The organism is Gilliamella sp. Gris1-4, assembly GCF_001690335.1.
Classification (GTDB): domain Bacteria; phylum Pseudomonadota; class Gammaproteobacteria; order Enterobacterales; family Orbaceae; genus Gilliamella; species Gilliamella apicola_P.
Genome location: NZ_LZHA01000007.1, coordinates 12,834 through 38,688, shown reverse-complemented (window position 1 = coordinate 38,688; position 25,855 = coordinate 12,834). Strand labels below are relative to the sequence as shown.

The 25,855-nt window shown below is 35.3% G+C and carries 22 protein-coding genes; 7 read left to right on the top strand and 15 right to left on the bottom strand.

The window, feature by feature from the left end:
- Positions 1-264: hypothetical protein (locus A9G31_RS11925; RefSeq protein WP_218056330.1), on the top strand; the 264-nt coding region annotated here is incomplete at its 5' end.
- A gap of 10 nt (positions 265-274) precedes the next feature.
- On the opposite strand, the gene A9G31_RS00675 is transcribed toward A9G31_RS11925, so the two are convergent.
- On the bottom strand, positions 275-1,504 hold the full coding sequence (locus A9G31_RS00675) for a hypothetical protein (RefSeq protein ID WP_141671325.1): 1,230 nt from the start codon (positions 1,502-1,504) through the stop codon (positions 275-277).
- Here A9G31_RS00675 and A9G31_RS11530 point away from each other — a divergent pair.
- A complete protein-coding gene (locus A9G31_RS11530) occupies positions 1,470-1,865 on the top strand; it encodes a hypothetical protein (protein WP_141671324.1) in 396 nt (131 codons plus the stop codon). The two genes, A9G31_RS00675 and A9G31_RS11530, sit on opposite strands and share 35 nt — an antisense overlap.
- Before the next feature lie 564 nt (positions 1,866-2,429).
- The gene (locus A9G31_RS00670) at positions 2,430-2,969 is read left to right on the top strand and encodes a hypothetical protein (RefSeq protein ID WP_065559977.1); all 540 of its coding nucleotides are present in this window, start codon (positions 2,430-2,432) and stop codon (positions 2,967-2,969) included.
- Positions 2,970-3,179: 210 nt separating this feature from the next.
- On the opposite strand, the gene dnaJ is transcribed toward A9G31_RS00670, so the two are convergent.
- The gene (gene dnaJ / locus A9G31_RS00665) at positions 3,180-4,307 is read right to left on the bottom strand and encodes a molecular chaperone DnaJ (protein ID WP_065559976.1); all 1,128 of its coding nucleotides are present in this window, start codon (positions 4,305-4,307) and stop codon (positions 3,180-3,182) included.
- 125 nt (positions 4,308-4,432) lie between these two features.
- Positions 4,433-6,349 (bottom strand): molecular chaperone DnaK, encoded by a 1,917-nt coding sequence (dnaK, locus tag A9G31_RS00660; protein ID WP_065559975.1) that lies wholly within the window; start codon positions 6,347-6,349, stop codon positions 4,433-4,435.
- A gap of 229 nt (positions 6,350-6,578) precedes the next feature.
- On the opposite strand from dnaK, the gene satP reads away from it, so the two are divergent.
- A complete protein-coding gene (satP, locus tag A9G31_RS00655; protein ID WP_065559974.1) occupies positions 6,579-7,157 on the top strand; it encodes an acetate uptake transporter in 579 nt (192 codons plus the stop codon).
- 71 nt (positions 7,158-7,228) lie between these two features.
- On the opposite strand, the gene A9G31_RS00650 is transcribed toward satP, so the two are convergent.
- The 12 genes from A9G31_RS00650 to polA all read right to left on the bottom strand — a co-directional run bounded on the left by A9G31_RS00650 (position 7,229) and on the right by polA (position 21,019).
- Positions 7,229-8,173: a hypothetical protein gene (locus tag A9G31_RS00650; RefSeq protein ID WP_065559973.1), complete on the bottom strand. Its 945-nt coding sequence runs from the start codon at positions 8,171-8,173 to the stop codon at positions 7,229-7,231.
- A 109-nt stretch (positions 8,174-8,282) separates the two neighbouring features.
- Entirely contained in the window at positions 8,283-8,726 is a 444-nt protein-coding gene (locus tag A9G31_RS00645) for a PTS sugar transporter subunit IIA (RefSeq protein WP_065559972.1), read from the bottom strand.
- 15 nt (positions 8,727-8,741) lie between these two features.
- Positions 8,742-9,239, bottom strand: coding sequence for a PTS system mannose/fructose/N-acetylgalactosamine-transporter subunit IIB (locus A9G31_RS00640; protein WP_065559971.1), 498 nt, complete (start codon positions 9,237-9,239; stop codon positions 8,742-8,744).
- Between the two features lie 32 nt (positions 9,240-9,271).
- Positions 9,272-10,132, bottom strand: a complete 861-nt coding sequence (locus A9G31_RS00635) for a PTS system mannose/fructose/sorbose family transporter subunit IID (protein ID WP_065559970.1) — start codon at positions 10,130-10,132, stop codon at positions 9,272-9,274.
- A gap of 43 nt (positions 10,133-10,175) precedes the next feature.
- Positions 10,176-10,994 carry a PTS mannose/fructose/sorbose/N-acetylgalactosamine transporter subunit IIC gene (locus A9G31_RS00630; protein ID WP_065559981.1) on the bottom strand — a complete coding sequence of 273 codons (819 nt, stop codon included), beginning with the start codon at positions 10,992-10,994 and terminating at the stop codon, positions 10,176-10,178.
- 58 nt (positions 10,995-11,052) lie between these two features.
- On the bottom strand, positions 11,053-12,033 hold the full coding sequence (locus A9G31_RS00625) for a D-isomer specific 2-hydroxyacid dehydrogenase family protein (RefSeq protein ID WP_065559969.1): 981 nt from the start codon (positions 12,031-12,033) through the stop codon (positions 11,053-11,055).
- A gap of 339 nt (positions 12,034-12,372) precedes the next feature.
- Complete coding sequence (asnB, locus tag A9G31_RS00620; RefSeq protein ID WP_034911264.1) at positions 12,373-14,046, bottom strand: asparagine synthase B; 1,674 nt, start codon at positions 14,044-14,046, stop codon at positions 12,373-12,375.
- 177 nt (positions 14,047-14,223) lie between these two features.
- Positions 14,224-14,568 (bottom strand): YdbL family protein, encoded by a 345-nt coding sequence (locus A9G31_RS00615; protein WP_065559968.1) that lies wholly within the window; start codon positions 14,566-14,568, stop codon positions 14,224-14,226.
- Positions 14,569-14,670: 102 nt separating this feature from the next.
- Complete coding sequence (locus tag A9G31_RS00610; protein WP_034911268.1) at positions 14,671-14,856, bottom strand: YnbE family lipoprotein; 186 nt, start codon at positions 14,854-14,856, stop codon at positions 14,671-14,673.
- Positions 14,857-14,867: 11 nt separating this feature from the next.
- Entirely contained in the window at positions 14,868-16,481 is a 1,614-nt protein-coding gene (locus tag A9G31_RS00605; RefSeq protein ID WP_065559967.1) for an intermembrane phospholipid transport protein YdbH family protein, read from the bottom strand.
- A gap of 54 nt (positions 16,482-16,535) precedes the next feature.
- Positions 16,536-17,966, bottom strand: coding sequence for a glutamate--tRNA ligase (gene gltX / locus A9G31_RS00600; protein ID WP_065559966.1), 1,431 nt, complete (start codon positions 17,964-17,966; stop codon positions 16,536-16,538).
- A gap of 281 nt (positions 17,967-18,247) precedes the next feature.
- Entirely contained in the window at positions 18,248-21,019 is a 2,772-nt protein-coding gene (gene polA / locus A9G31_RS00595; protein ID WP_065559965.1) for a DNA polymerase I, read from the bottom strand.
- Between the two features lie 202 nt (positions 21,020-21,221).
- Here polA and folE point away from each other — a divergent pair, with 202 nt between their 5' ends.
- The 3 genes from folE to ileS all read left to right on the top strand — a co-directional run bounded on the left by folE (position 21,222) and on the right by ileS (position 25,844).
- Positions 21,222-21,881: a GTP cyclohydrolase I FolE gene (gene folE / locus A9G31_RS00590; RefSeq protein ID WP_065559964.1), complete on the top strand. Its 660-nt coding sequence runs from the start codon at positions 21,222-21,224 to the stop codon at positions 21,879-21,881.
- Positions 21,882-22,060: 179 nt separating this feature from the next.
- A complete protein-coding gene (ribF, locus tag A9G31_RS00585; protein WP_065559963.1) occupies positions 22,061-23,050 on the top strand; it encodes a bifunctional riboflavin kinase/FAD synthetase in 990 nt (329 codons plus the stop codon).
- Positions 23,037-25,844, top strand: a complete 2,808-nt coding sequence (gene ileS, locus A9G31_RS00580) for an isoleucine--tRNA ligase (protein ID WP_065559962.1) — start codon at positions 23,037-23,039, stop codon at positions 25,842-25,844. The genes ribF and ileS overlap by 14 nt, the downstream gene beginning before the upstream one ends.
- The last annotated feature ends 11 nt before the right edge of the window (positions 25,845-25,855 follow it).

Genomic DNA, 25,855 nt, shown 5'->3' with positions numbered 1-25,855 from the left:
AGGCCACATTCTGTAGCCTTGCGAGGGGTTTTTAGGGGATTTCGCAAAAAATCCCCTAAATCGGACGTTGTCACTGTAGCTATTTTGTTCACCAAAGGTCAAAACGTCCGAAACCTTGCCGTACTAAAAATAGACCACCGCTTTAAAGCGCCACAGCGCAACCCTAAGGGAAAACGCCCCAACTTACGCGGGGGCTTTATTCTTTGTTATATTATCCTCTCAGGCACCGTAACCCCCTTCCGCGCCCTAAAGATTAAGAACTAAACGCTAAGAACTAAGGTGCGGTGCAAACAGCGTAACGACTGCTGGTATCGCTGCCGTTGCCGGCGTAGCCCTCGTACGAGATGGCATTGAACGAGTAACTATCCGTTGCGTCACTCGTCCAGTAGTCGTAGTAGACGAAGCCCGCATTAGCGTAGTAGTACATGAAGCCCCACTCCGTGAAAAATCCTGCCCCTATGTGACGCTGGTAATGATTACCAGATGAGCTAGGTGTGGCGCCTGAAACAGGATGACTACCTGTTCTGACCGCGTTGGTTAAATCACTTACCCGTGGCATACGATAACCCAAACTATTACACCATGTGGTTTGATTGGAAACGTAATCACTTTTATCACCCCGATTGACGAACCACTGCCTTAACTTAAAACCATACCGAACCTCATTACCATTACTATCACTTCCCACCAACTCGAAGGTCTGTGGCAAAGATGGACGTGTAAGTGAACCAGGATTACTTGAGTTTATTTGACTACTATCAGCTTTAGGACCTGTTAATGTTACCCGTGTTACATTCTTGGATTTATCACTAATCCAAATCTCACCTCGGTTCGGCAACCTCCAACTCACCGTTGCACCTAGACTGCCACTTGTGTTAACTGTCCAATTCAACTGACTTGCGTCAATACCACCTATGTCCAAATCAAAATACAATCCATCTAAACCTGTTGTTGGAAAGTTTCTGTCGTAAGATGATGGGTTTGTTGACTGAACTAAAAAACCCTTATCAGGATTCCATATGTTAGCTGGGCCTGCGAAGATGCCTGTGCCATAGTATAGATTCGGCCTGACCGAACAAATAACCGGCGGTGACGGCAAAGTGATATAATAAACCGCTGAGCCTCCGTAAAAACGACTACTATTTGGCACTCCATACTGTGTAGTTAAACTTCCCCCTGTACTATCTAAAGTGACCTTATAAGGCGCGTTACATATATCTAATGTATCACTACGATTAACCGTAGCGCCATCTTTATCCTCTATTACTAACGATATACTCCCTGTTGCAGTAACACCATTTGTACCCTGTCCATCCCCATCATCATCTCCCCACTTCCCTTGGCTGATTAGACTATTTAAACTAATAGATGTTGTACCCGACGGCAATACCGTATGAATATCATTAAATGTATAATTTCCACTTGGTAACATTATCGGATTTGTAACACTTGATGTGTTTGTTGACTGAGTGATACGTCTTCCATCAGGCAACTCGATTGCCAAAAAAGTGTCTGTATTAGTTGCCTTTGTCCTCCCACCATCAAAGATTAAATACGGCGCACTACCCTCTATGACCCTTGATGTCTGTACCGTTAACGCCTGTATACCCTGCGTATATGACAATAACAACAATGGTGCGAAGAATAGTGCCGATTTTGATAACAATGAAGGCCTAAACAATAACCGCAGCTTGAATAGTAATTGCGGTTTGGATACTAATGGCGGTTTTAATAACCACTTGGATATCGACGGTAAAGACCCCGATGACGGCATCGATTTCGCTATGCGAAATGACTTCGATGATGAAAATAACTGTGGCGACCTACTTTGGCCACCTTGCGAATCAATAAGATTTAGGGCATAGGTTTGACAGGCCAGATACCAACCATGGCAATGCATTTTTATTTCCTTATTAAGTAACTTCTTGTTTTTTATCTATTCGTTTGCTTTATTTTTGAACGATTTCCTGCTTGAATAAGCTCAAAAATTATAACTTGATGATAAATAATCCGCCAATTTTTTTTGTTAATTTATTGTAAAGATTTGTTAGCAGTGAGTGTGGGGTTGCTTTGGCTTTTTTTGGGGAGTGGCGTTTTTTATGGGGCGTAGCGGTTGAGTGGTTTTTGGGACTGGTGGAGTAGGTGCTTTTTAAAGGCCTAAAATTGCTCCGGTAGAGTATTGATTTTATTGGAGTTTTTGCGAAATAAAAAATCAAATAAAATCAATATTATTTATGATATATTTTAGTGTATAGATAGATAATCAGCCTGATTGATTGATAGATTTATTTTGCTGTTTTTTGCACCATGCCTGCTTTTTATTGTTTACTGGTGCTTAAATTATTATTTTATTATAATTAAATAATAATTTAAGGAATTAATACACGATTGAAAAAACAATACTAAAAAGTTACTTTTTATTATTCTCTTTGTTATTTGGTATCCCAACCTGTTGGGCTGATGGTTTAGCAAAAGAGCAGGCGGAAAACCTTGAACTTGCAGGGGTTAAGCTTGGAATAACCGAATCGGAACTGGTTGAATTGCTCAAAAACAAATATCACCTTTCTGAAAATGACATAAAAATTAGTGAAATGAAAATGCGATTACCGCCATCAAAAATAGGCAAAAAATCGATAATCGAAGGCACAATCAAAAGCTATGAAATAACTTTAAATGCCAAAAATCAAAACGAAGAATTAACAATTAGACTTGAAGATGACTTAGAGCGTAACCCTACCCAATTGGTTGTGTTCAATGTTTATAAAAAAATGACATACACTGCAGAAATAGAGCAGAAAGTTTATAAAGAATTAACCCAAAAATATGGTAAAGAAGAATATAAAAACATAGTAGGGGATAAAATATGGAGCTATAAACCATACGCTTTACATCTATCCCTAGAAACTGACGGTAAGTTTTATGTCGCAATTTTGACCGAAAAATATCGCAAGCAAAAAACAGGATCGTAGTAAAAACGAAATAGTTGCATAAACGGTTAATTTGGCTAAAAAACACCAAAAACTTTAATAAAGTTAATACCTGCATTAATTAATTTTTGCCTAAAAGTTTTTTGTTTTTGTGAATAAATAGGGATGGGTGTAGAGGTGTTAATGTTGGCTAACACACGATTGAACAAGTGATTTTACTGTTCAATCGTGCTTTGCTTTTACTATATCAAATTAACCAAAAAACTTTTTCACTTTGTCAAAGAAGCTTTTTTCTTTGGGACTGTGTTTAGCGTTTTTATCGGCTTTAAAGCTTTCGCCTAGTTCTTTGAGTAACTCTTTTTGTTTATTGGTTAAATTAACTGGTGTTTCAACCACAACATGGCAGTAAAGATCACCTATAGCATTACCACGCAATGATTTTATGCCTTTGCCTCGTAGTCGGAACATTTTTCCTGTTTGAGTTTCAGCAGGAATTGTTAAGCTGACCTTGCCATTAAGGGTCGGCACTTCAACTTCGCCACCAAGTGATGCTAATACAATATTAATTGGAATTTCACAATGTAAGTTTGTACCGTCTCGCTCAAAAATAGCATGTGATTTAACTTGTACTTGTACATATAAATCACCAGATGGCGCACCATTTAAGCCAGCTTCACCTTCACCAGAAAGTCGAATACGGTTTCCTGTATCAACACCAGCAGGAATAGTAACAGATAATGTTTTTGTTTTTTGTACTCGGCCTTCACCGTGACATTTTTTACATGGATTTTTAACAACTTTACCACGACCATGACAAGTTGGACACTCTTGTTGCACAGCAAAAAAGCCTTGGCGCATTTGTACAACACCGGCACCATGACATGTGTTACATGTTACCACATCAGAAGATTTTTCGGTTCCTTGTCCATGGCAAGTATCACAGCTTACCCATGTTGGGACTTTAATTTCTTTGCTAACACCTGCAGCAGCTTCTTCTAATGTTAGTGTGATATTGTATTGTAAGTCATTGCCGCGAGATGCAGTTTGTCCACGACCTCGACCACCACCAAAGAAATCACTGAATATATCGTCAAAAGCTCCGCCGCCAAATCCACCAAAGCCTCCGAATCCTCCTGCACCACCTTGACCTTGTTCAAAAGCAGCATGGCCATATTGATCATAAGCCGCCTTTTTTTGCGGATCGGTTAGGACTTCGTAAGCTTCTTTTACTTCTTTGAATTTTTCTTCAGCTTCGGCTTTGCTATCCTGATTTTTATCAGGATGATATTTCATGGCTAGGCGTTTATAGGCTTTTTTTATCTCACTTTCACTGGCACTTTTACTGACGCCCAATGTTTCATAATAATCTTTCTTCGCCATAATTAACCTTTATTTTTATGATTTTATAAACAACTAAACGGGCTTGAGTTACCTCGCGCCCGTTTAATGTATTACATGTTTAAAACTCGTTGGAATAACTCATTAAAAAACATAGTAATTAATGATTATTTTTTGTCATCATCAACTTCTTTGAAGTCTGCATCAACAACATCATCTTGCGCATTAGAGCTTCCACTATTTGTTTCTGCACCTTGAGCTGCTTGAGCTTGTTGTTGTGCTAATTCAAGCAATTTTTTAGAAGCTTCCATTAATGCATTAATTTTTGCTTCAATTTCTGCTTTATCTTCGCCACGAGCGGCAGTTTCTAAAGCACTTACGGCATCTTCAATTGCTTTTTTATCATCAGCTGATAACTGATCACCTGCTTCAGTCACTTGTTTACGTGTTGAATGAACTAGATGATCTGCTTGGTTACGAGTTTGAGCTAGTTCTTCAAATTTACGGTCTGCATCGGCATTTGCTTCTGCGTCGTTTACCATTTTTTGAATCTCTTCTTCACTTAATCCTGAAGAGGCTTTAATCGTAATTTTTTGTTCACGTCCAGTATTTTTGTCTTTCGCAGATACATGCAAAATACCATCAGCATCAATATCAAAAGTAACTTCAATTTGTGGCATACCGCGAGGTGCAGGTTGAATACCGTCTAGGTTGAATTGACCTAATGATTTGTTATCACCCGCACGTTTACGTTCGCCTTGCAATACATGAATGGTTACTGCTGATTGATTATCTTCAGCTGTTGAGAACACTTGACTATGTTTTGTTGGAATAGTTGTGTTCTTTTCAATTAAAGTTGTCATTACACCACCCATAGTCTCAATACCTAAAGACAATGGAGTTACATCAAGTAATAAAACATCTTTAACATCACCACCAAGTACACCACCTTGAACAGCTGCACCAACAGCAACCGCTTCGTCAGGGTTTACATCTTTACGTGGCTCTTTACCAAAGAAGTCAGCAACCGCTTTTTGAACCATTGGCATACGAGTTTGTCCACCAACAAGAATAACGTCTTTAATGTCAGAAACAGAAAGACCTGCATCTTGTAATGCTGTTTTTACAGGATCCATTGAACGTTTAACTAAATCTTCTACTAATGATTCTAATTTAGCGCGAGTCACTTTAATATTTAAATGTTTTGGACCACTTGCATCAGCAGTGATATAAGGTAAATTAATATCAGTTTGTTGCGCTGATGATAATTCAATTTTCGCTTTTTCTGCCGCTTCTTTTAATCGTTGCATTGCTAGCGGATCATTTTTTAGATCGAAGTTTTGTTCACGTTTAAATTCGTCAACTAAATAATTGATTAAGCGTGAGTCAAAGTCTTCACCACCTAAGTGAGTATCACCATTTGTTGCTAATACTTCAAAGGTTTTTTCACCATCAACGTCGTCGATTTCGATAATAGAAATATCAAATGTACCACCACCAAGGTCATAAACCGCTATAGTTCGGTTACCTACATCTTTATCTAAACCATAAGCAAGCGCTGCAGCTGTTGGTTCGTTGATGATACGTTTTACATCAAGTCCTGCAATACGACCAGCATCTTTAGTTGCTTGACGTTGTGCGTCGTTAAAATAAGCAGGTACAGTAATAACCGCTTCAGTCACTGCTTCACCAAGATAATCTTCTGCTGTTTTTTTCATTTTTTTCAATACTTCAGCAGAAATTTGTGGTGGTGCAATTTTTTGCCCTTTAACATCAACCCATGCGTCGCCATTGTCAGCTTTTACGATTTTATATGGCATGATGCTAACGTCACGTTGTACTTCGGCATCTTCAAAACGACGACCAATTAAACGTTTAATTGCAAATAGTGTATTTTGTGGATTGGTTACTGCTTGACGTTTTGCTGGTTGACCAACTAAGATTTCTCCATCTTGTGTGTAAGCAATAATGGAAGGGGTTGTACGATCGCCTTCAGCGTTTTCTAATACTTTTGCTTGACCATTGTCCATTACAGCAACACATGAATTTGTTGTACCTAAATCAATACCAATAATTTTACCCATAATCTTTTCTCCTCAAAACCTGTATTTTATTTCTTGTATATAAGTCTTAAATTTTAATTTTCAAGCCTTTACTTCACAAAGAAATGTTTTTTGTTTTCACATAAATGGGAACGTTATTGTTAATATCAAGGGGGTACAAAAAAATTATTTTTCTAAAACCTTGATTATGGCGTTTTCTACACTTATTATTGCCGCTCTTTAATCATCTTACTTAATTTATAGGATCCTTATGGAACAAATAAAACTTGCAAATCCTGGCCCTCTTGGCTTAATGGGATTTGGTATGACAACAATTTTATTGAATATTCATAATGCTGGATTTTTTCCTGCTATGACAGTAATTGTCTCAATGGGTATTTTTTATGGCGGCCTTGCGCAAGTCATTGCTGGTATTTTAGAATTTCGAAAAGGTAATACGTTTGGTACAACAGCATTTACTTCTTATGGTTTCTTTTGGATTGCGTTAGTGGGTATTTGGTATTTACCAACTTCACCAGCGACAGCGCCATCTGATGCCACTTTTGTTGGTATTTTCCTTGCGTTATGGGGAATTTTTACTGGCTTTATGTTTATTGGTACATTAAAAGGCAACCGCGCATTACAATTTGTTTTTGCTAGTTTAACCGTTTTATTTGCTTTATTAGCTATTGGTAATATTTCAGGTAACCATGGCATTATTCATATTGCAGGTTTTGAAGGCATTATTTGTGGAGCAAGTGCTGTTTATTTAGCAATGGCAGAAGTGATTAATGAGCAATTTGGTCGTACGGTTTTACCGATTGGTGCACCTAAAGGCGCTGCGCATTAATTGATGTATCACCCCTACCTAATTATTTTGGTTGGGGGTGATTTCTTATCTTCACAATAACGTTACCTCTACTATTTATCATTATTGCTACTTATCAATGCTCGACTTATTTCAAGCAGTGATTGAGTATGTTTGTTTATCACTTTATCGGACAAGTAGTTATCTTTTGCGCTATGGGCATTTTTTATAACAATTTTACCATTTTCATCTATATCACCCGATGTGATCATGATGTAATTAGGTAGTTGTGTTTCCATTTTGCCATTGTAAAAAGTAATACTTTCTAGTTGTAGATTTGATTGTTGCGGTTTTAGAAATATTAACTCGTTACCATTGCCAATACTATCGATAAAAATAAATTTTTTGTTTTTCATTTGGTTAGAATAGCTTTCTAACATTTTTAAACCATATTGGTTACTATTTCCACCATCACATAAAACAAAAGCTATTTTTTTCTTCTCTTTTTTATTAAGTTTATTAATTAAATTTATGATGGTAATAATGCTTGATGAATTACAAACAAAGTTCTTTTGGTTAGGAATGCCACTTTTAAATTTAAAGACGAAAAAAAATAACAAAACCGTTGAAATAATTGAGCCAACGCCTGAAATACTAAAAAAACCTTGAGTACGGATATCAGGAATAAAAACAAAATAATTTAGTATCAATGAAGCAATGAATAAAATAATGATTGGCGCAATACTGATAAAGTAACTTAATTTACTAAATTGTGGAGAAAATGCGTATTTTTTTTGAAAATTAAAGTTATTAACGCCAGTATCGTAATAAGTGCAAATAATTAATTCAGCTTTATTTAAATCACCAATATAAGCATTGTAATAGTTTTCATATCGTCTTGTTGCTAATTTCAACTTGGCTAGTTTAGCATCAACCATATAGCCTAATTGAATTAGTTCTTTAGATATCACTCTTAAAAAAGCAATCTTTTGTTTAGTAGAAAATCGTTTACCAAATATGACACAGTATCGGAGCACAAGATCTTTAAGTATTTCCATTATTAATAAACTATTTAGATATAAAAATTAAACAATATAGTGAATATGACTTTGTTAATCATATTCACTATACACTTGATAATATTATCAATTAGCAATATTAAACTAATTAATAATCATCCTCATTCTGAGATTGGTTGGAATGAGTAAGATTAGCAATAGCGTCTTGAATATTATCATGACCCGCCTCAAGACACTCTTTGGCTAATTCTTGTACTGACAATGAGTCTCTATTGCATACCGCATTAATTACCATTGGTAAGCTCATGCCGGTAATAACTCTAACATCCATACCCAATTCTCGCCATTGAGGCACGCATTTCATTGAAGCATTGTAAGGAGAGGCTCCATATAGATCGACAAAAATTAAGACTCCTTTGCCTGAATCTAAAGATTTTGAACAATTAAATAGATCCGTTTTTAATTGATTAATATCTTGCCCTGGATTAAGTGATAGTGTTTCAAATTTGTCTTGTTCTCCAACTATCATTGTTACACTATCTTTCATTCCCGCAGCCATTTTGCCATGGCTAATTAATAAGACACCTATCATTTTTACCTTCCTATATTATTCAAACATTTTGATTGCTTCATTTAATGTTATTTTTTTCAATGAAGGCGTTGCTTGAAAGTAGATATCCATATCCGGGTAACTATTTTGTAAATCGATCAATAGATCAAGTTGCTCTTTGTTTATCGATACTTCTTTAATTATTGATGTTGCCCCAGGTACTAGCGGTAAACCTCCAATATTTAGGTTTGTTATTGGTACGCCTGCTTTAATGATTTTATACATTACTTCAATATTTTTAGTAAGTAAGATAACATTAAAGTCATCGTACTTGCGATCATTCCAATATCTTACAGCACCATCTTCTTTTAGTACTCTGATTTTATGCCCTGTGCTAGCCCCGGCGCCTAGAATGATATTTTTTGTGAATTCGTCATTTGCTGAATAGTCATCTGCAACAAATAAAGCATTAGCCCCAGCAGCTTTTGAAACATTAGTTGCAACTTGACCATGAATAAGACGACTATCTACTCGAGCTAAAACAACTTTTCCCATAATTTAAAACCTCTATTTTTTATATAATTATTTTATAAAATGCCAATTGCAGCTAAAACACCAAGTATGATTGTTAATCCAATTAATGCTCTGGTTACTTTTAAACCTTTTTTAGAGAAATAAAAATATAATCCCATTACAACAATAAGTGGTAACGCACCTGGTAAGATTTTATCCAATGTGTCTTGTATAACGAAATCTTTTCCTGATAAGGTAAATTTTAAACTTGATGAGACTTTGATATAACTGGCAGCTAAGATACCCATCATAAACAAACCTAAAATAGATAAGCCTTCGATAAGCATCTGCATTTTATTACCAACAACTTCTGTTGCAGCGTTTTTCCCTAACTTAAATCCTAATTGAGCAAAATAATATCCAACAAAAAGTTGATAAACTACAAAGGCAAAGAAAGGAAATAATGCTCCAATTGCTAAACCTTCTTGTGCCCAAGGTAGTGCAATTGCGATAAAAATATATTGTACTGTGCCTGAGTCAATAGCATCGCCAATACCAGCTAAAGCGCCCATTAACCCCGCTTTGGTATTATAAAGTACATCATTATCGATACTAATTGGTTTCTTGTTATAAACTTCGTCAGCTCTTACAGACTCAAGTGAGGCCATTATCCCCGAAATCGTTCCCCCACCCCAAGTTATTTGAGTGTTAAAGAACAATAAATGTCTTTGGTAAGCCGCAGCCAGTTCACTTTTTGATTTATATAGTTTTTTTAGGATTGGCATTAATCCCCACATTAAAGATGCCGCAAGATAACGATCAAATGAGTGTGGGATTTCATTTGCATAATACCATCGTAACCACGCAATAGTGATATCCTTTTTAGTGATTGTTTCTGGCTTTAGATCAATACTTTCTTGTACGATTTCTGTCATTATAAAATTCCTCTATCTAATTTATTAATCGAATATCTATAGATTAATAATCATCATCATCTTCATTATTATTGGCATTATTTCTAGGTTGGTCTGCCGCAGAGTTTACCGCTTCACTTTTTGCCAAGACAAAAATAAATGCAACAATAGCGCCAACAATTGCGTAAGTTACCATTGTTATGTTGAGTGGTTTTGTAATTACCGCTAAAAAATAAGCCAATAAGAAGAATATGATGTAACTCTTTTTACCAATCACATAAATGGTTAATGCAATACCAACAGCTGCCAGCCCACCACCAATGACGTTAAGGATATGGAAAACAAGTCCGCCCGCATTTGATTTAATCACATCGGCAATAATCGGTGCGCCAAAATATAATGCGACAAACATAAATGGTATAAATAGAGCACAACTACAAATGATTGGTAGTATGATTATAGAAAATGTTAATTTTGAACTATTTGCTTCTTGCGCATATTTTTCTGTTAATTTCATAATCATAGTGTTAAAGAAAAATCTTAGTTGATACAAGTAAGATCCTAATAAACCAACAGGTACAGCGACCGCAACAGCAGCAGTGGGCTCCATTTTTCCGAGTAATGCTACTGGAACAGCAACTGCCGTGGCAATAGAAGGTTCTGATGGCATTTGACCACCAGGAGAAAATACTCCCATATAAATCAACTGTATTGCCGCAGTTGTTATCATTGCATTTGGAATATCATTAAAAACTATCCCAACAATTAAACCTGTCATCATTGGGGTAAATCTTAATGTTAATGTTGCACCTCCTAACCCCCTAGACATTACCATCGCAACCCATACAGAAATGATGGCAGCTTGAAGAAACGTTACATGCATTTCTTGCATATATAAACTCCTTAATGTTTTTATTATTACTTAAAAATTAAAAAAATAATTAAGAAACAACTGATTGTAGTTCTAATTTATTAACAAAATTTTCTACATCTTGTACACATTTTTCTCCCATTCCTTGTAGGCATTCAATTGCATAAGCTGAGGTATGTGGTGTAACAAGTACTTTTGGATGTTTAACTAAAGGATTATCGTTGTATGATGGTTCAACATACATTACGTCTGTTGCATGCCCAGCTACAATTCCACTATCAAGTGCTTTTAATAATGCACTTTCATCAATCAATTCAGCTCGTGCAGTATTTGTGATATAAACACCTTTCTTCATTAAAGAAAATTGGTGCTCTTTTAAAATATGGTAACTGGTTTCATTTAATGATGCGTTTAAAGAGATAATATCTGAATTTTGGAGTAAATAATCTAAATCAACAATTTCAATATTATTTTTACTCGCCCATTGTTTATTAACTTTAGGATCAACAACGAGTAGTCGAGCATTAAAACCATGCTTAAATATTTCTGCTACTCGACTACCAATGTTGCCACAACCAATAACTCCAACAACTTTACCAGTAACATTAATACCTAAAAAAGAGGCTCTTTTTTTCCATTCATTTGACTTAACTGCAGCTTGAGATTGAACTGTTTGTCTAATTAATGCTAGTAAATTCGTTACTGCATTTTCAGCAACAGCATCACGTTCAACTAAAGGAGGGACTATAGTAACAATCGTACCGTGTTCTTTGGCAGCAATAACGTCAACGTTATTAAACCCGATTCCATGACGAGAAAGTAAAAATAAAGGATCTTTTTTATTATCAAAAAACTCTTTATTAAAAAATGGCCTAACGCTTGCTATAAATATATTGTATCCTTGCAATGCATCAGCTAGTTCCTTTCCTGAAATGTTATTATCAAAAGTGAAATGTTTTACTTCACCTATTTTTTCTAATCGCTTTAAATGCTCAGGAAAGTATTTCCCAAAACTACTTGAGTTGATTACTGCAATTTTATAATTTTCCACTCAATGCTCCTAATTAATATATCTTTCACCCTTATAAATTTATTTATTAGAAAATAAATATAATTTACTTTCTGTTTAACCATCATGTGACTGGTAACATTTAGTATAGTTTATTAATTTTAGAAAAAAGTGAATTTAGATCACATATTGAACAAATATTTTCTAAAAAACATACTGCATTCAACAAGTGAAAAATCTTCTTAGTATAGAAGGTGTTAGATAAATATTGAGGAGATTAGAAATATAATATTAACTATCAAAAAAGTTATCATTTACGTTAATTCAATCAATAAAAAAGGGCAATAATGCCCTTTTTTATCATTTGCTAAATGCAATCAATTATTTTTTATAAGCGTCGTTATGAACACCAACCGCCGCACGCCCAGATGGATCGTTTAAGTTCTTAAATGATTCATCCCATTCAATTGCTTTAGCAGTTGAACATGCAACAGTTGGACCACCAGGTACACAATGAGCCGCACTTTCAACTGGAAATAGTTCATTGAAAATTTCACGATACATATAAGCTTCTTTCGAAGTTGGCGTATTATATGGGAAGCGGAATTTTGCATTTTCTAATTGCTGATCAGTAATTTTACTTTCTGCAATTTCTTTTAATGTATCAATCCAACTGTAACCAACACCATCAGAGAATTGTTCTTTTTGACGCCAAACAACAGATGCAGGTAAGTAAGACTCAAATGCTTCACGGACAATATGTTTTTCCATTTTGCCATTGCTACCACACATTTTATCTTTTGGATTAATGCGCATTGCGACATCTAAGAATTTTTTATCAAGGAATGGGACTCGAGCTTCAACGCCCCAAGCCGCCATTGCTTTATTCGCACGTGCACAATCATACATATGTAGTGCTGCTAATTTACGTACGGTTTCTTCATGGAACTCTTTAGCATTTGGCGCTTTGTGGAAATAGAGGTAACCGCCGAACACTTCATCAGCACCTTCACCAGAAAGTACCATTTTTATTCCCATTGCTTTGATTTTACGTGCCATTAAATACATTGGTGTTGAAGCACGGATTGTGGTGACATCATAAGTTTCAATGAAATAAATTACGTCACGAATCGCATCAATACCTTCTTGAATGGTAAAGTTAATTTCGTGGTGAACTGTACCTAGATGATCAGCAACCGCTTGTGCAGCTTTTAGATCTGGAGCACCTTTTAAACCTACAGCAAATGAGTGTAACTGTGGCCACCATGCTTCTGATTTTTCGTGATCTTCAACACGACGTGCTGAGAATTTTTTAGTGATCGCTGAAATGACGGAAGAATCAAGTCCACCTGACAATAAAACACCATATGGCACATCAGACATTAAATGACTTTTTACAGACTCTTCTAATGCAACACGCAGTGCATTAATATCCGTCTTATTGTCTTTCACATTTTCGTAATCCATCCAGTCACGTTTGTAATACGTTTTGATTTCACCTTCGGTACTAGATAGATAGCATCCCGGAGGGAAAGCTTCAATTGTTTTACAAACAGGCACTAATGCTTTCATTTCAGAGGCAACATAAAATGTGCCATTTTCATCATGACCTGTATACATTGGAATAATACCAATATGGTCACGGCCAATAAAATAGCTGCCTTTATTGATATCATAAAGGATAAAAGCAAACATACCTTGTAATTCATCAAGGCAATCAATACCTTTTTCTTGATATAAAGCAAGAATCACTTCACAGTCAGAACCTGTTTGAAACTCATAACGATCTTTGTACTGATTTCGGAGTTCTTGATGATTATAAATTTCGCCATTTACCGCTAAAACTAGGGTTTTATCTTTATTATAAAGAGGCTGAGATCCTGTATTAACATCTACAATTGATAAACGTTCATGAGCAAGAATTGCTTTATCAGACGCAAAGATACCAGACCAATCAGGACCACGATGACGCTGTAGACATGATAGCTCTAATGCTTTTGTTCGTAGCTGTTCTGGATCTGATTTAATATCAAGAATACCTAAAATCGAACACATTGATTTTCTCCATTTCAAATCGCATAAGCGATACTGTTACAAGTAAAAACTAACTAGATAAATTTTTTTATTTTGTTAAACATAAAACAAATATTTAAACAAACAGAATACACATTATTTATACACAATTAAAGCATAATGTGATTATACTTTTCTTACTACTGAAAAAAGTAGCAATTATTTTTTTAACCATTGGCCTTGTCGCTTTATATATTGACCTGCTGGGGTCTTTTCTTGCGCTTTACTACCGGCCTTTTTTTCTACTTCACTTAAAGGGACATTACTTTCAGCTGATACTTTTTGGTATTGTTCTTTACGAGCCTGATTAATTAATTGCGCAATTTCAGAAGCGTTACCTTCGTTTTTCACTACACCTAAATAACCATCAGCCTGTTCACCAACTATCCCTTGAGCTTTGGCTTGACTTAATGAATCCATTGCTTGATCCAAATTTAATGCAAGCGCAGAAAAAGATAACATAACTGAAAATAATGCCAAGGTTGCTTTTTTACAGATATTCATAACAGACTCCTTAATAAATACATCATATTTTATTTATTTAAATGTGAGTATGGGTTTTTAATACTTATAATCAAAAAGACAGATAAAAATAAAATCTATCAATTAGTATAATCCAGATTTATTGATTATATTATCTAACGCTTTATCAACCTTAATATTAATTTCATGGTCTATCTTAACATTTAAATTGATATTAATTGGTTCACTCGGTGCTTGAACTTTAACAGTCGGTGAACAACCCGTTAATACACCTGCTAATATTATAATTGCAATAACATTTCGTACCATAAAATAACCCCTTATTTTGAAGATTTATTTTTTAAATAAGCTTCAATACGTTTACGGATTGGCTCACTAATTTGATCGGATAACTGTAAACTCATGAGCAATTTAGTCATATTTTCTTCAAGGTTGATATTTAAATTAACCGCTTTGCCATTTTCGACATCCAAATTACTGCCTTGAATATTCAATTTTAATTTGGCAATGTCATTAGCGTAATCAACTGCGCCTTGTAACTTAGTATAATGAAAATTTTTAATAATATCAGTGAGTATTTTCATATTGGGGTTATTTTGCCCATAGCTTTTGAGGGCAGAATTTTCAAATTGTAAATAACCCTCGTTGATCGTAACTAACTTGCCATTTTTAATGACAAATTTTAAAGCTGTTTCACCCTTTTTGTTTATCTCTGATAGCGTAATAGGTAAAACACCATCAATTGCACCATCACCAGCAAGCCCTTCAGAAGGATATTGCTTAAAAATATCTTTTAGTTGTATCTGTTTTAACCTTAAATTAAATTGTTGGGGTAATTTAGCTAAATTCAATTTATTTTCTTCAATAAAAACCAAACCAGAGAAGATATTAGCTTGAGCTTTTTTCCATGTAACCGTTCCTTTGTTTGGTGCTTTAAACGAAGCTAAATAGTTTCCAACTAATTTAATCTTTTCAAAAGCGATCCCCATATTTACTTCTTGAATATTTAATGCCGGTGTTGAAATAGTAAATTGGTTATCTTTGATAATAATATTGATATCGCCTGTAACCGATTTGATTTCACTAGTTTTATAAATACCATTGAGTTTATTAATGGTTAATGTTGCTATAGCAGATAGTTGGTTACTATCAAATGGAATGTTTGATTTAAGTTGAATATTGAAATCCCCATTGGAAGAACCAAGGATTAAATCATCAGAAAGATTTGCTTTTTCTAAACTAATTGATGCTTTATCCGAAGTTGTTAATTCCAATTGATGACTAGATAGCCAACCAGTAAACGGTAATACTAAATTACTATTTTGTAAACCAAATTGATTTAGGGATGTTTTAAAAAGGCCGTTTTGTATGTCAATCCGCAAAGCCTGTTGATTAAACAATAAAGTGGCAGACAATTGTGTTATTTCTTGGGTATTGGTTGATAAATTAAGTTGTATTGCTTCTTGCTGTTTACTTATATCAACTTTTAAATCTAATCTCGCTTTATTTTGTTCATAAAGTCGCAGTGTATCTATATGAATCGTTTTAGGTAACCAATAAATAATAGTTGAAATCAAAGAGAGATCGGGATCAGATTGATTAAGCGTTTCGGTCGTTGTATCAACCGTATTTTCAATAGTTTCTAAAGCTATTTCAGATTCATTGGGTTGCCAATAGATATCTAAATTATTTGCAGTTAACTGCGATAATGAAATTGATAAATTTTTAGCAGTTATAGAAACTTGGGATGGTTTACTGACAGTAAGTTCGTCAAAAGTAAGACCTTTAAAGCCAACGCTAGCACCATGCCAATCGACAATAATCCCATTTTTCTGCTTGAAAGTCTGCCAATAATGCCACCCAAACAAGCAAAACAGTATGAGGAAAAATAAGATACAGAGTAAGATCCAATAGCGTTTTTTTAAGCGAACCATAGAAGTTCTCACTTTGACAAAAAGGGTTGCAGGGATTTCCCTGCAATAAATATATTAATTTTGAGATTGCTCACGTTGATTAATATATGCCAAAGCCTTATCAATTCTAGCAAGCGCTCGTTTTTTGCCTACCGCAAAAACAGTTGCATCAACCGATGGCGATTGCCCGATACCTGTTACAGCAACGCGTAATGGCATGCCAACTTTACCCATACCAACATTAAGCTCGGTTGCAGTTGCTTCAATCGCATGATGAATTTTATCAATTTGCCAATCAAAGTCAGCAATAGCTTCAATTTTTGCTTTAATTGTTTCTAATGGCTCTTTGGCGACTGGGCGCAAATGTTTTTTAGCCGCATCGGCATCATAATCTTCAAAATCTCGATAGCAATAAGCACATGATTCAGCCATCTCTTTAAGCGTTTTACAACGTTCACCAAATAACTTAATAATAGTGATAAGATCAGGACCTTGTGATAAATCATATCCTTGTTGGTTCATATGCCAAATCAAATGTTGAGCAACATAATCCGCATCAAGATGGTTGATATAATGGTGATTTAACCAAAGTAATTTTTCTGTATTAAAGGCACTGGCTGATTTACTAACCGCATCTAATGAAAAATAACTAATCATTTCCGGAACAGAAAATATCTCTTGATCACCGTGTGACCAACCAAGACGCACTAAATAGTTAAGTAATGCTTCGGGCAAATAACCATCATCACGATATTGCATGACACTAACCGCTCCGTGACGTTTAGATAATTTTTGTCCATCATCCCCTAAAATCATTGATACATGACCATATTTAGGAATTGGCGCTCCTAATGCTTCTAGGATATTGATCTGGCGTGGTGTGTTGTTGATGTGATCTTCACCACGAATAACATGGGTAATTTCCATATCCCAATCATCAACAACGACACAGAAATTATAAGTTGGTGAACCATCAGTGCGGCGAATAATAAGATCATCAAGCTCTTTATTAGCAATCTCAATTGGACCACGGATTAAATCATTAAAAATAACGGTGCCATCAGTAGGGTTAGCAAAACGAACAACATGTGGCTCATCATGTGTATGCTCTTGTTGTACTGAAGCACAACGGCAATGCCCATCGTAACGCGCTTTTTCACCTTTTGCCATCTGCTCTTCACGCAATTTTTCAAGACGTTCTTTAGAACAGTAGCAACGATAAGCTGTGCCTTTGGCTAACATTTCATCGATGACTTGATTATAACGATCAAAGCGTTTAGTTTGATAATAAGGACCTTCGTCCCATGATAATTTTAACCAATTCATACCTTCCATTATTGCTTCAATCGCTTCAGGCGTTGAGCGCTCAAGATCGGTATCTTCAATGCGTAATACAAATGCACCTTTTGCATGGCGAGTATAGAGCCAAGAATAAAGTGCTGTACGAGCACCACCTACATGTAAATAGCCTGTTGGGCTAGGTGCAAAACGGGTTTTGATTTTCATGAAATAATCCTAATAATAACGAAAATAGAGCTTTAACAACGAAATGAATACCAGCACCATTTCCTTTGATTCTGCCATATATTAACAAGCAGAATAATATGTTTGTATCAATTCAATTTAGTTGCTTATTCTAACACGCCGAAAGGTTTCGGCAATAGTTCCATTATAGTTAACAGGTTAATTTAACTTGTTAAAAAGTTTAAGGAAAGTATATGTTTAAGTATAATATCAGCCTTAACTAGACAGATAAGGCTGAATTATTTAGTACGAATTTAGTATAATTAATGTGCTTCATCCCAATTATTACCGAAACCTACATCCACTTTTAATGGTATAGATAGTTGGTAACAATTTTCCATGATCGATTTTATCTGAGCTTTATATTGCTCAACTAATTCTTCTTTTACTTCAAATACTAACTCATCGTGTACTTGCATAACCATTCTAATATTATCTACAGGTAAGCTTTTTATCCATTCACTTACCTTAATCATTGCTGTTTTAATAATATCAGCCGCTGTACCTTGCATTGGGGCATTAATGGCTGCACGCTCAGCACCGCGTCGTTCAATGGCGCTTCCAGATTTAATTTTAGGAAGATACAAACGTCGACCAGATAGGGTTTCAACATAACCTTGTTCTGCAGCTTGTTGGCGAATTTGGTCCATATAAGCTTGAACACCCGGATAGCGCTCAAAATAACGATCGATATAAAACTGAGCTTCTTTACGCGCAACATTAATTTGTTTAGATAAACCAAAGGCGCTCATACCATAAATTAATCCAAAATTAACCGCTTTTGCACGTCTTCGCTCTTCAGAAGTTACTTCAGATTCAGTTTTACCTAAAATTTCACTAGCCGTAACACGGTGAATGTCTTTATCATGAGAAAAAGCATCAAGTAAACTTTTATCTTGTGATAGATGCGCCATGATCCGTAATTCAATTTGCGAATAATCGGCAGAAATAATCTTGTAACCTTTTGGTGCAATAAATGCCTGCCTAATTCGTCGTCCTTCTTCATTACGCACTGGGATATGTTGTAAATTTGGCTCATTTGACGACAATCGTCCAGTTACAGTACCGATTTGATTATAATTGGTATGAATACGATGATCGATAGGACTAACCATCAATGGCAATTTATCGGTATAGGTATTTTTTAACTTAGCTAAACTACGATAAAGCAAGATCATGCGTGGCAATTCGTATTGATTAGCTAGCTCACTCAAAACATCTTCACTGGTTGATGGCTCACCTTTTGGTGTCTTTTTAAGAACCGGTAATTGATGTTTATCAAATAAAAGAGCTTGAATCTGTTTAGGTGATGCTGGATTAAATTTTTCACCTGCCAACAATTGTAACGTTTCTTGAATTTCTTTTAATTTCTTTCTTAATTCACTGGAGTGTTTATTTAATAGCTTAGGATCAATCAAGACGCCTGTTCGTTCCATTTCTGCTATCAAAGTGGTGAGAGGCATTTCAATATCTGTGAATAGAGCTTTTAATTTTTGATCTTTTTCAAGATCTGGCCAGAATTTATTATGCAATTGTAAGGTAACATCAGCATCTTCAGCAGCATATTGTGTGGCTTTTTCCACATCAATGCTATCAATAGTAACCTGAATTTTATCAAATTTGGTTAATTCATCATAAGTAATGGTTTTATGATCCAAATACCGATTGGACAAACTATCCAGATCATGACGGTCAGTACTATTTAATACATAAGATTCAATCATAGTATCAAACGCAATCCCTTGTATAGTTATGCCATAATTTGCTAGCACGCTATAATCAAATTTTACATTTTGGGCAATTTTTTTGATTTCTGGATTTTCAAATATTGGTTTTAATTTAGCTAATACATTCTCTAGTGGTAACTGTTTAGGAACACCTAAGTATTGATGAGCAAGTGGAATATAAGCCGCTTGGTGAGGTTCAACACTAAATGATATACCAATTAATTTAGCATGCACATGATCAACATTATCTGTTTCGGTATCAAAAGCAAATTGCCCGCTATTTGTTAATTTTGCGATCCATTCATCTAATTGTTTTTCAGTTAAAACACACTGGTAATCAATTCCTTTGTTTAGTGACGTTGTTTGTTCTTCTTGAGCAAATAAAAAGTCATCACCTTCTGCAATTTTATTTTTCTGCCGATTTAAAAAGGTACCAGCCATTAACTCTTTTTGCCAACGCTGAAAATCATAGCAATTAAATAAATCAAATAGCGCCTGAATATCAATATCACCTACTAATAATTGTTCATTAGTAAATTCTAACTTAACATCGGTTTTGATTGTTGCTAATAAATAAGAAAGATCGGCATAATTTTGATTATCAATCAATTTTTGTTTTAAAGATTTAGTGCCTCGGATCTTCAATTTTTCAATATCATCTAACCGATTATAAATATCTTTGATGCCATTAAATTCAGCCAATAAACTTTGAGCTATCTTTTCTCCTATCCCCGGCACACCAGGGATATTATCGGATGAATCGCCTCTTAAAGCTAAATAATCAATGATTTTTTCTGGTGGAACACCAAATTTTTTTATTACCGCTTGTGGATCTAATTGGGTATTATTCATTGTATTAATCAATGTGATTTTATCGCTCACCAGTTGCGCCATATCTTTATCGCCAGTACTGATTAATACCTCTAGATTCTCCCGCTCAGCCTGTCTTGCTAATGTACCAATTACATCATCTGCTTCGACACCTTCAATACAAAGCAAGGGTAACCCCATGGCTTTCAAAATAGCGTGAATGGGTTCGATTTGTGAGCTAAGATTTTCAGGCATTTCATCTCGGGTGGCTTTATATTCACTATAAAGTTCATTGCGAAATGATCCTCCTTTTGCATCAAAAACCACGGCAATATGTGTAGGATTGTATTGATTAATTAAACTACGAACCATATTAACCACACCAAAAATAGCGCCTGTAGGCTCACCTTTAGCATTGGTTAATGGCGGACAAGCAAAAAAAGCACGATAAAGATAAGATGATCCATCAATTAAAATAATCGGTGTGTTATTTGGCATTATGGTTACCTAAACGTTATTTAATTTAATGACCAATAGTATAGCACCTAATTAGTAATAATATTCTTACGAAGTCAACAATATAATGTAAAAAACCTTCCGGTTACTATATGTTTAAGTATAAAATCATCTGTAAACAACTGTATATTGTGCAATTAGTGTTATATAATAATGCATTCATTTTCGCTTGAGTATGTAATAAATGACACAATTAAGCCTTGCCGCGCAAAAAGTCAAAGAAGCCCTCGCAGCTAAAAATCTTGAAACACCATTATGCCGTCTAGTTATAGATAATAATGAGCGTAAAGCAAAAATCGAGTCGCATTTTCGTGAAATTATGAAGCTAATGGAACTTGATTTATCTGATGATAGTCTTGCGAAAACTCCTCACCGCGTATCAAAAATGTATGTTGATGAGATTTTTTCAGGTCTTTATTACGAAAATTTTCCAAAAATTACGTTAATCGAAAATAAAATGCAAGTTGATGAAATGATAACGGTTCGCGATATTACACTAACTAGTGTCTGTGAACACCATTTTGTCACAATAGACGGTAAAGCAACAGTTTCTTATATTCCCAAAGATAAAGTCATTGGTTTATCGAAAATTAATCGAATTGTAACTTTTTTTTCCCAACGTCCTCAAGTACAAGAAAGATTAACACAACAAATTTTAGTGGCACTACAAACACTACTAGGCACGGTTAATGTGGCGGTTTCTATTGATGCAACCCATTATTGTGTTAAAGCCCGAGGCATTAAAGACTCCAATAGTATTACAACAACAACTGCGCTCGGAGGAGGATTTAAAACAAACCCAAGCACAAGGCAAGAATTTTTGCGAGCACTAAACCATTATTAATTTTATAAATGGGTATGTTTGAATCACAGCAGTTTAAAGTATGACCGAGTCACTTAGCATTTTATCTCAAACAGTGAAAATGCTTGAAGAAAAGCGACAAAATCTAACTTTATATTGCGTGCATCTTCAAGAAAGATTGGTATAATTCTTGGTTACTTAATATAAATAACATTGTTTTCATGAAGATTATCCGTGGTATAACTAATCTAAAAAATCAGTTTTCTCAATGTGTTCTAACCTTGGGAAATTTTGATGGCGTGCATTTAGGACATCAACAATTAATTAACCATATTATTAAACAAGGTAAAAAACTCAATCTTCCCTCTGTTGTGATGTTATTTGAGCCGCAACCACTAGAGTTTTTTGCCCAAGATAATGCGCCGTCACGTTTAACTTCATTTCATGAAAAAGTTATTTTTATTGAAAAATTAGGTATCGACTATATTATTGCTATTCCATTTACCCAAACTTTTGCCAATATGTCTGCCGATCATTTTATTCAAGATTGGTTGATCAATAAGCTACAAGCTAAATACATTACAATTGGAGATGATTTTCGGTTCGGATTTGAACGTAAAGGGGATATCAACCTTCTACAACAATATTCGCGAAATCAAGATTTTGTAGTAGAAAGCATACCAACATTTGTTTGGAATAATTTTCGTATAAGTAGTACTGCTGTTCGCCAAGCACTTTTGAATAGTGATTTTGAATTGGCTCATTGCCTATTAGGTCGTTATTATACAATTCAAGGTCGCGTAGTCCATGGCAATGCTTTAGCAAGGGAATTGGGATTTCCAACAGCAAATATTCACTTACATCGAAAAAAGCCTGCACTACAAGGAGTCTATTTTGTTAAAGTCAAAAATATCTGCAATAATCAGCATTATAACGGTATTGCCAATATTGGGATAAGACCAACTATTAATGGAAAAACCGCAATACTTGAGGTAAACCTTTTTGACTTTTCGGGTAATATATATGGACAATATTTAGACATAACGTTCATCAAAAAAATACGCGATGAGAAAAAATTTGACTCATTAGCAGAATTAAAACAACAAATTACACAAGATATTTGCACTGCGAAAAAGATCAGTGCAAAATTAACCAATAATAAAGTAGTATCAACACATTTAACTGGAATAAATCAGCATGACAGACTATAAAAATACATTGAATCTACCGGAAACTGGATTCCCAATGCGAGGTGATCTTGCTAAACGCGAACCAGCAATGTTACAAAATTGGTACGATAAAGAACTTTATCGCAAAATTCGCTTGGTCAAAAAAGGTAAAAAAAACTTTATTCTGCATGATGGCCCTCCTTATGCAAACGGAAAACTACATATTGGTCACGCCGTTAATAAAATCCTTAAAGATATTATTATCAAATCAAAAGGGTTAAGCGGTTATAATTCCCCTTATATTCCAGGATGGGATTGTCATGGCTTACCGATTGAACAAAAAGTTGAAGAGCAAGTTGGAAAACCTGGTGTAAAAGTAACACCTGCTGAGTTTCGTCAAATTTGCCGCGATTATGCCGCTTCACAAGTTGAACTACAAAAGGCTGATTTTATCCGTATGGGCGTACTAGGTGATTGGCAAAACCCTTACCGTACAATGGACTACAATACCGAAGCGAATATTATCCGTGCGTTAGGTGAAGTGATAAAAAATGGTCATTTAGTTAAAGGTGCTAAACCTGTTTATTGGTGTACCGATTGTATGTCATCTTTAGCCGAAGCAGAAGTTGAATATTATGATAAATCATCGCCAGCAATTGATGTGAAATTTAAAGCTGTTGATAATCAAGCCGTAGCAAATAAATTTGGTATCAATACTGATTTAACCATTTATGCTGTTATCTGGACAACCACGCCTTGGACATTACCAGCTAGCCGAGGGATAGCTTTAAATGCTGATTTTGAATATCAACTTGTTCAAATCAATGATAAAGAGTGCTTAATTTTAGCAACTGATTTAGTTGAGTCTGTGATGCAACGCGCCAATATCGACCAATGGAAAGTATTAGGTAGCTGTCAAGGTAATGCTCTTGAGTTGTTACGTTTTAAACACCCATTCCTTGATTTTGATGAACCAGTTGTACTTGGCGAACACGTTACAATTGATGCAGGTACAGGAGCTGTGCATACCGCACCAGGACATGGTACAGAAGACTTTATGGTCGGTCAAAAATATGGTCTTGAAGTGGCAAATCCAGTTGGTGGTAATGGTTGTTACTTGCCTGGAACGGGCGCTGGTCTCGATGGGTTATTTGTGTTCAAAGCGAATAAAGTTGTCGTTGAAATGTTAAAAGAACATAACGCACTATTACACTTTGAAACTATTGAACATAGTTATCCATGTTGTTGGCGTCATAAAACACCTGTTATTTATCGTGCTACACCACAATGGTTTATTAGCATGGATAAACAAGGTCTGCGAACGCAATCATTAAAAGAAATTAAACAAGTTCGTTGGATCCCTGATTGGGGACAAGCACGCATTGAAACCATGGTTACTAATCGCCCTGATTGGTGTATTTCTCGCCAACGCACATGGGGTGTACCTATGACGTTGTTTGTTCACAAAGAGACCGAAGAACTTCATCCAGATACACTAGCATTAGTTGAAAAAGTTGCACAGTTAGTTGAAAAAGATGGCATTCAAGCTTGGTGGGATGCTGATATTAAAGATCTTTTAGGCCCTGATGCTGATGATTATCGTAAAGTACCTGATACGTTAGATGTTTGGTTTGACTCAGGATCAACATTCTCTTCTGTTGTGCGTGCACGCCCTGAATTTGAAGGACATGATGCAGAACTTTATTTAGAAGGTTCAGATCAACATCGAGGTTGGTTTATGTCTTCATTAATGTTATCAACAGCAATTGATAATAAAGCCCCTTATAAACAAGTATTAACACATGGTTTTGTGGTTGACGGTCAAGGCCGTAAAATGTCTAAGTCACTAGGTAATATTGTGACACCACAAGAAGTGATGAACAAACTTGGGGCTGATATTTTACGCTTATGGATTGCATCTACTGATTATTCAGGCGAAATGAGTTATTCGGAAGAAATTATCAAACGAGCTGCCGATAGTTATCGCCGTATTCGTAATACCGCACGTTTTTTACTGGCGAATTTAAATGGATTTGATCCAGCTAAAGATATGGTAAAACCAGAGGATATGGTTGTTCTTGATCGCTGGGCAGTTAGTATGGCAAAAGAAGCACAAGAACAAATTATTCAGGCTTATGAAAATTACGATTTCCATAAAGTTGTACAACGTATTATGCAATTTTGCTCAATCGAAATGGGATCATTCTATTTAGATATTATTAAAGATCGCCAATACACAGCAAAAAGTGATAGTATTGCCCGTCACAGTTGCCAAACTGCTTTATATCATATTGCGCAAGCAATGGTTCGTTGGATTGCACCTATTTTATCATTCACTGCTGATGAAATTTGGCAATATCTGCCAATGGCTGATAAACAAGAATTTGTTTTTGAAGATGAGTGGTATACAGCACTATTTACATTGCCAGAAAGCGAAGCATTAAATAGCGAATATTGGGCTCAGATTTTAGCCATTCGTAGCGAAGTGAATAAAGTGCTTGAACAAGGTCGTAATGATAAAGTGATTGGTGGTGCACTTGAAGCTGCTGTTACGCTTTATGCTGATAAAGATATTGCAGCAACATTAGTTAAATTAGAAAACGAATTACGCTTTGTATTACTAACATCACAAGCTAGCGTAAAACCATTACAAGAAGCACCAAAAAATGCGGTGCAAAGCGATATTCAGGGACTGAAAATTGAACTCGCTAAAGCACAAGGTGATAAATGCCCTCGTTGCTGGCACTATACTGTCGATAATGAGCCAACATCACATTTATGCAAACGTTGTGAAGAAAACATTCACGGCAAAGGCGAGGTAAGGCATTTCGCATAGCAATCTATTTA

Coding starts and splice junctions, on each gene's coding strand:
- dnaJ (WP_065559976.1), bottom strand. CDS start 4,307: ATGGCGAAGAAAGATTATTATGAAACATTGGGCGTCAGTAAAAGTGCC.
- dnaK (WP_065559975.1), bottom strand. CDS start 6,349: ATGGGTAAAATTATTGGTATTGATTTAGGTACAACAAATTCATGTGTT.
- satP (WP_065559974.1), top strand. CDS start 6,579: ATGGAACAAATAAAACTTGCAAATCCTGGCCCTCTTGGCTTAATGGGA.
- A9G31_RS00650 (WP_065559973.1), bottom strand. CDS start 8,173: ATGGAAATACTTAAAGATCTTGTGCTCCGATACTGTGTCATATTTGGT.
- A9G31_RS00645 (WP_065559972.1), bottom strand. CDS start 8,726: ATGATAGGTGTCTTATTAATTAGCCATGGCAAAATGGCTGCGGGAATG.
- A9G31_RS00640 (WP_065559971.1), bottom strand. CDS start 9,239: ATGGGAAAAGTTGTTTTAGCTCGAGTAGATAGTCGTCTTATTCATGGT.
- A9G31_RS00635 (WP_065559970.1), bottom strand. CDS start 10,132: ATGACAGAAATCGTACAAGAAAGTATTGATCTAAAGCCAGAAACAATC.
- A9G31_RS00630 (WP_065559981.1), bottom strand. CDS start 10,994: ATGCATGTAACGTTTCTTCAAGCTGCCATCATTTCTGTATGGGTTGCG.
- asnB (WP_034911264.1), bottom strand. CDS start 14,046: ATGTGTTCGATTTTAGGTATTCTTGATATTAAATCAGATCCAGAACAG.
- A9G31_RS00615 (WP_065559968.1), bottom strand. CDS start 14,568: ATGAATATCTGTAAAAAAGCAACCTTGGCATTATTTTCAGTTATGTTA.
- A9G31_RS00610 (WP_034911268.1), bottom strand. CDS start 14,856: ATGGTACGAAATGTTATTGCAATTATAATATTAGCAGGTGTATTAACG.
- A9G31_RS00605 (WP_065559967.1), bottom strand. CDS start 16,481: ATGGTTCGCTTAAAAAAACGCTATTGGATCTTACTCTGTATCTTATTT.
- gltX (WP_065559966.1), bottom strand. CDS start 17,966: ATGAAAATCAAAACCCGTTTTGCACCTAGCCCAACAGGCTATTTACAT.
- polA (WP_065559965.1), bottom strand. CDS start 21,019: ATGCCAAATAACACACCGATTATTTTAATTGATGGATCATCTTATCTT.
- folE (WP_065559964.1), top strand. CDS start 21,222: ATGACACAATTAAGCCTTGCCGCGCAAAAAGTCAAAGAAGCCCTCGCA.
- ribF (WP_065559963.1), top strand. CDS start 22,061: ATGAAGATTATCCGTGGTATAACTAATCTAAAAAATCAGTTTTCTCAA.
- ileS (WP_065559962.1), top strand. CDS start 23,037: ATGACAGACTATAAAAATACATTGAATCTACCGGAAACTGGATTCCCA.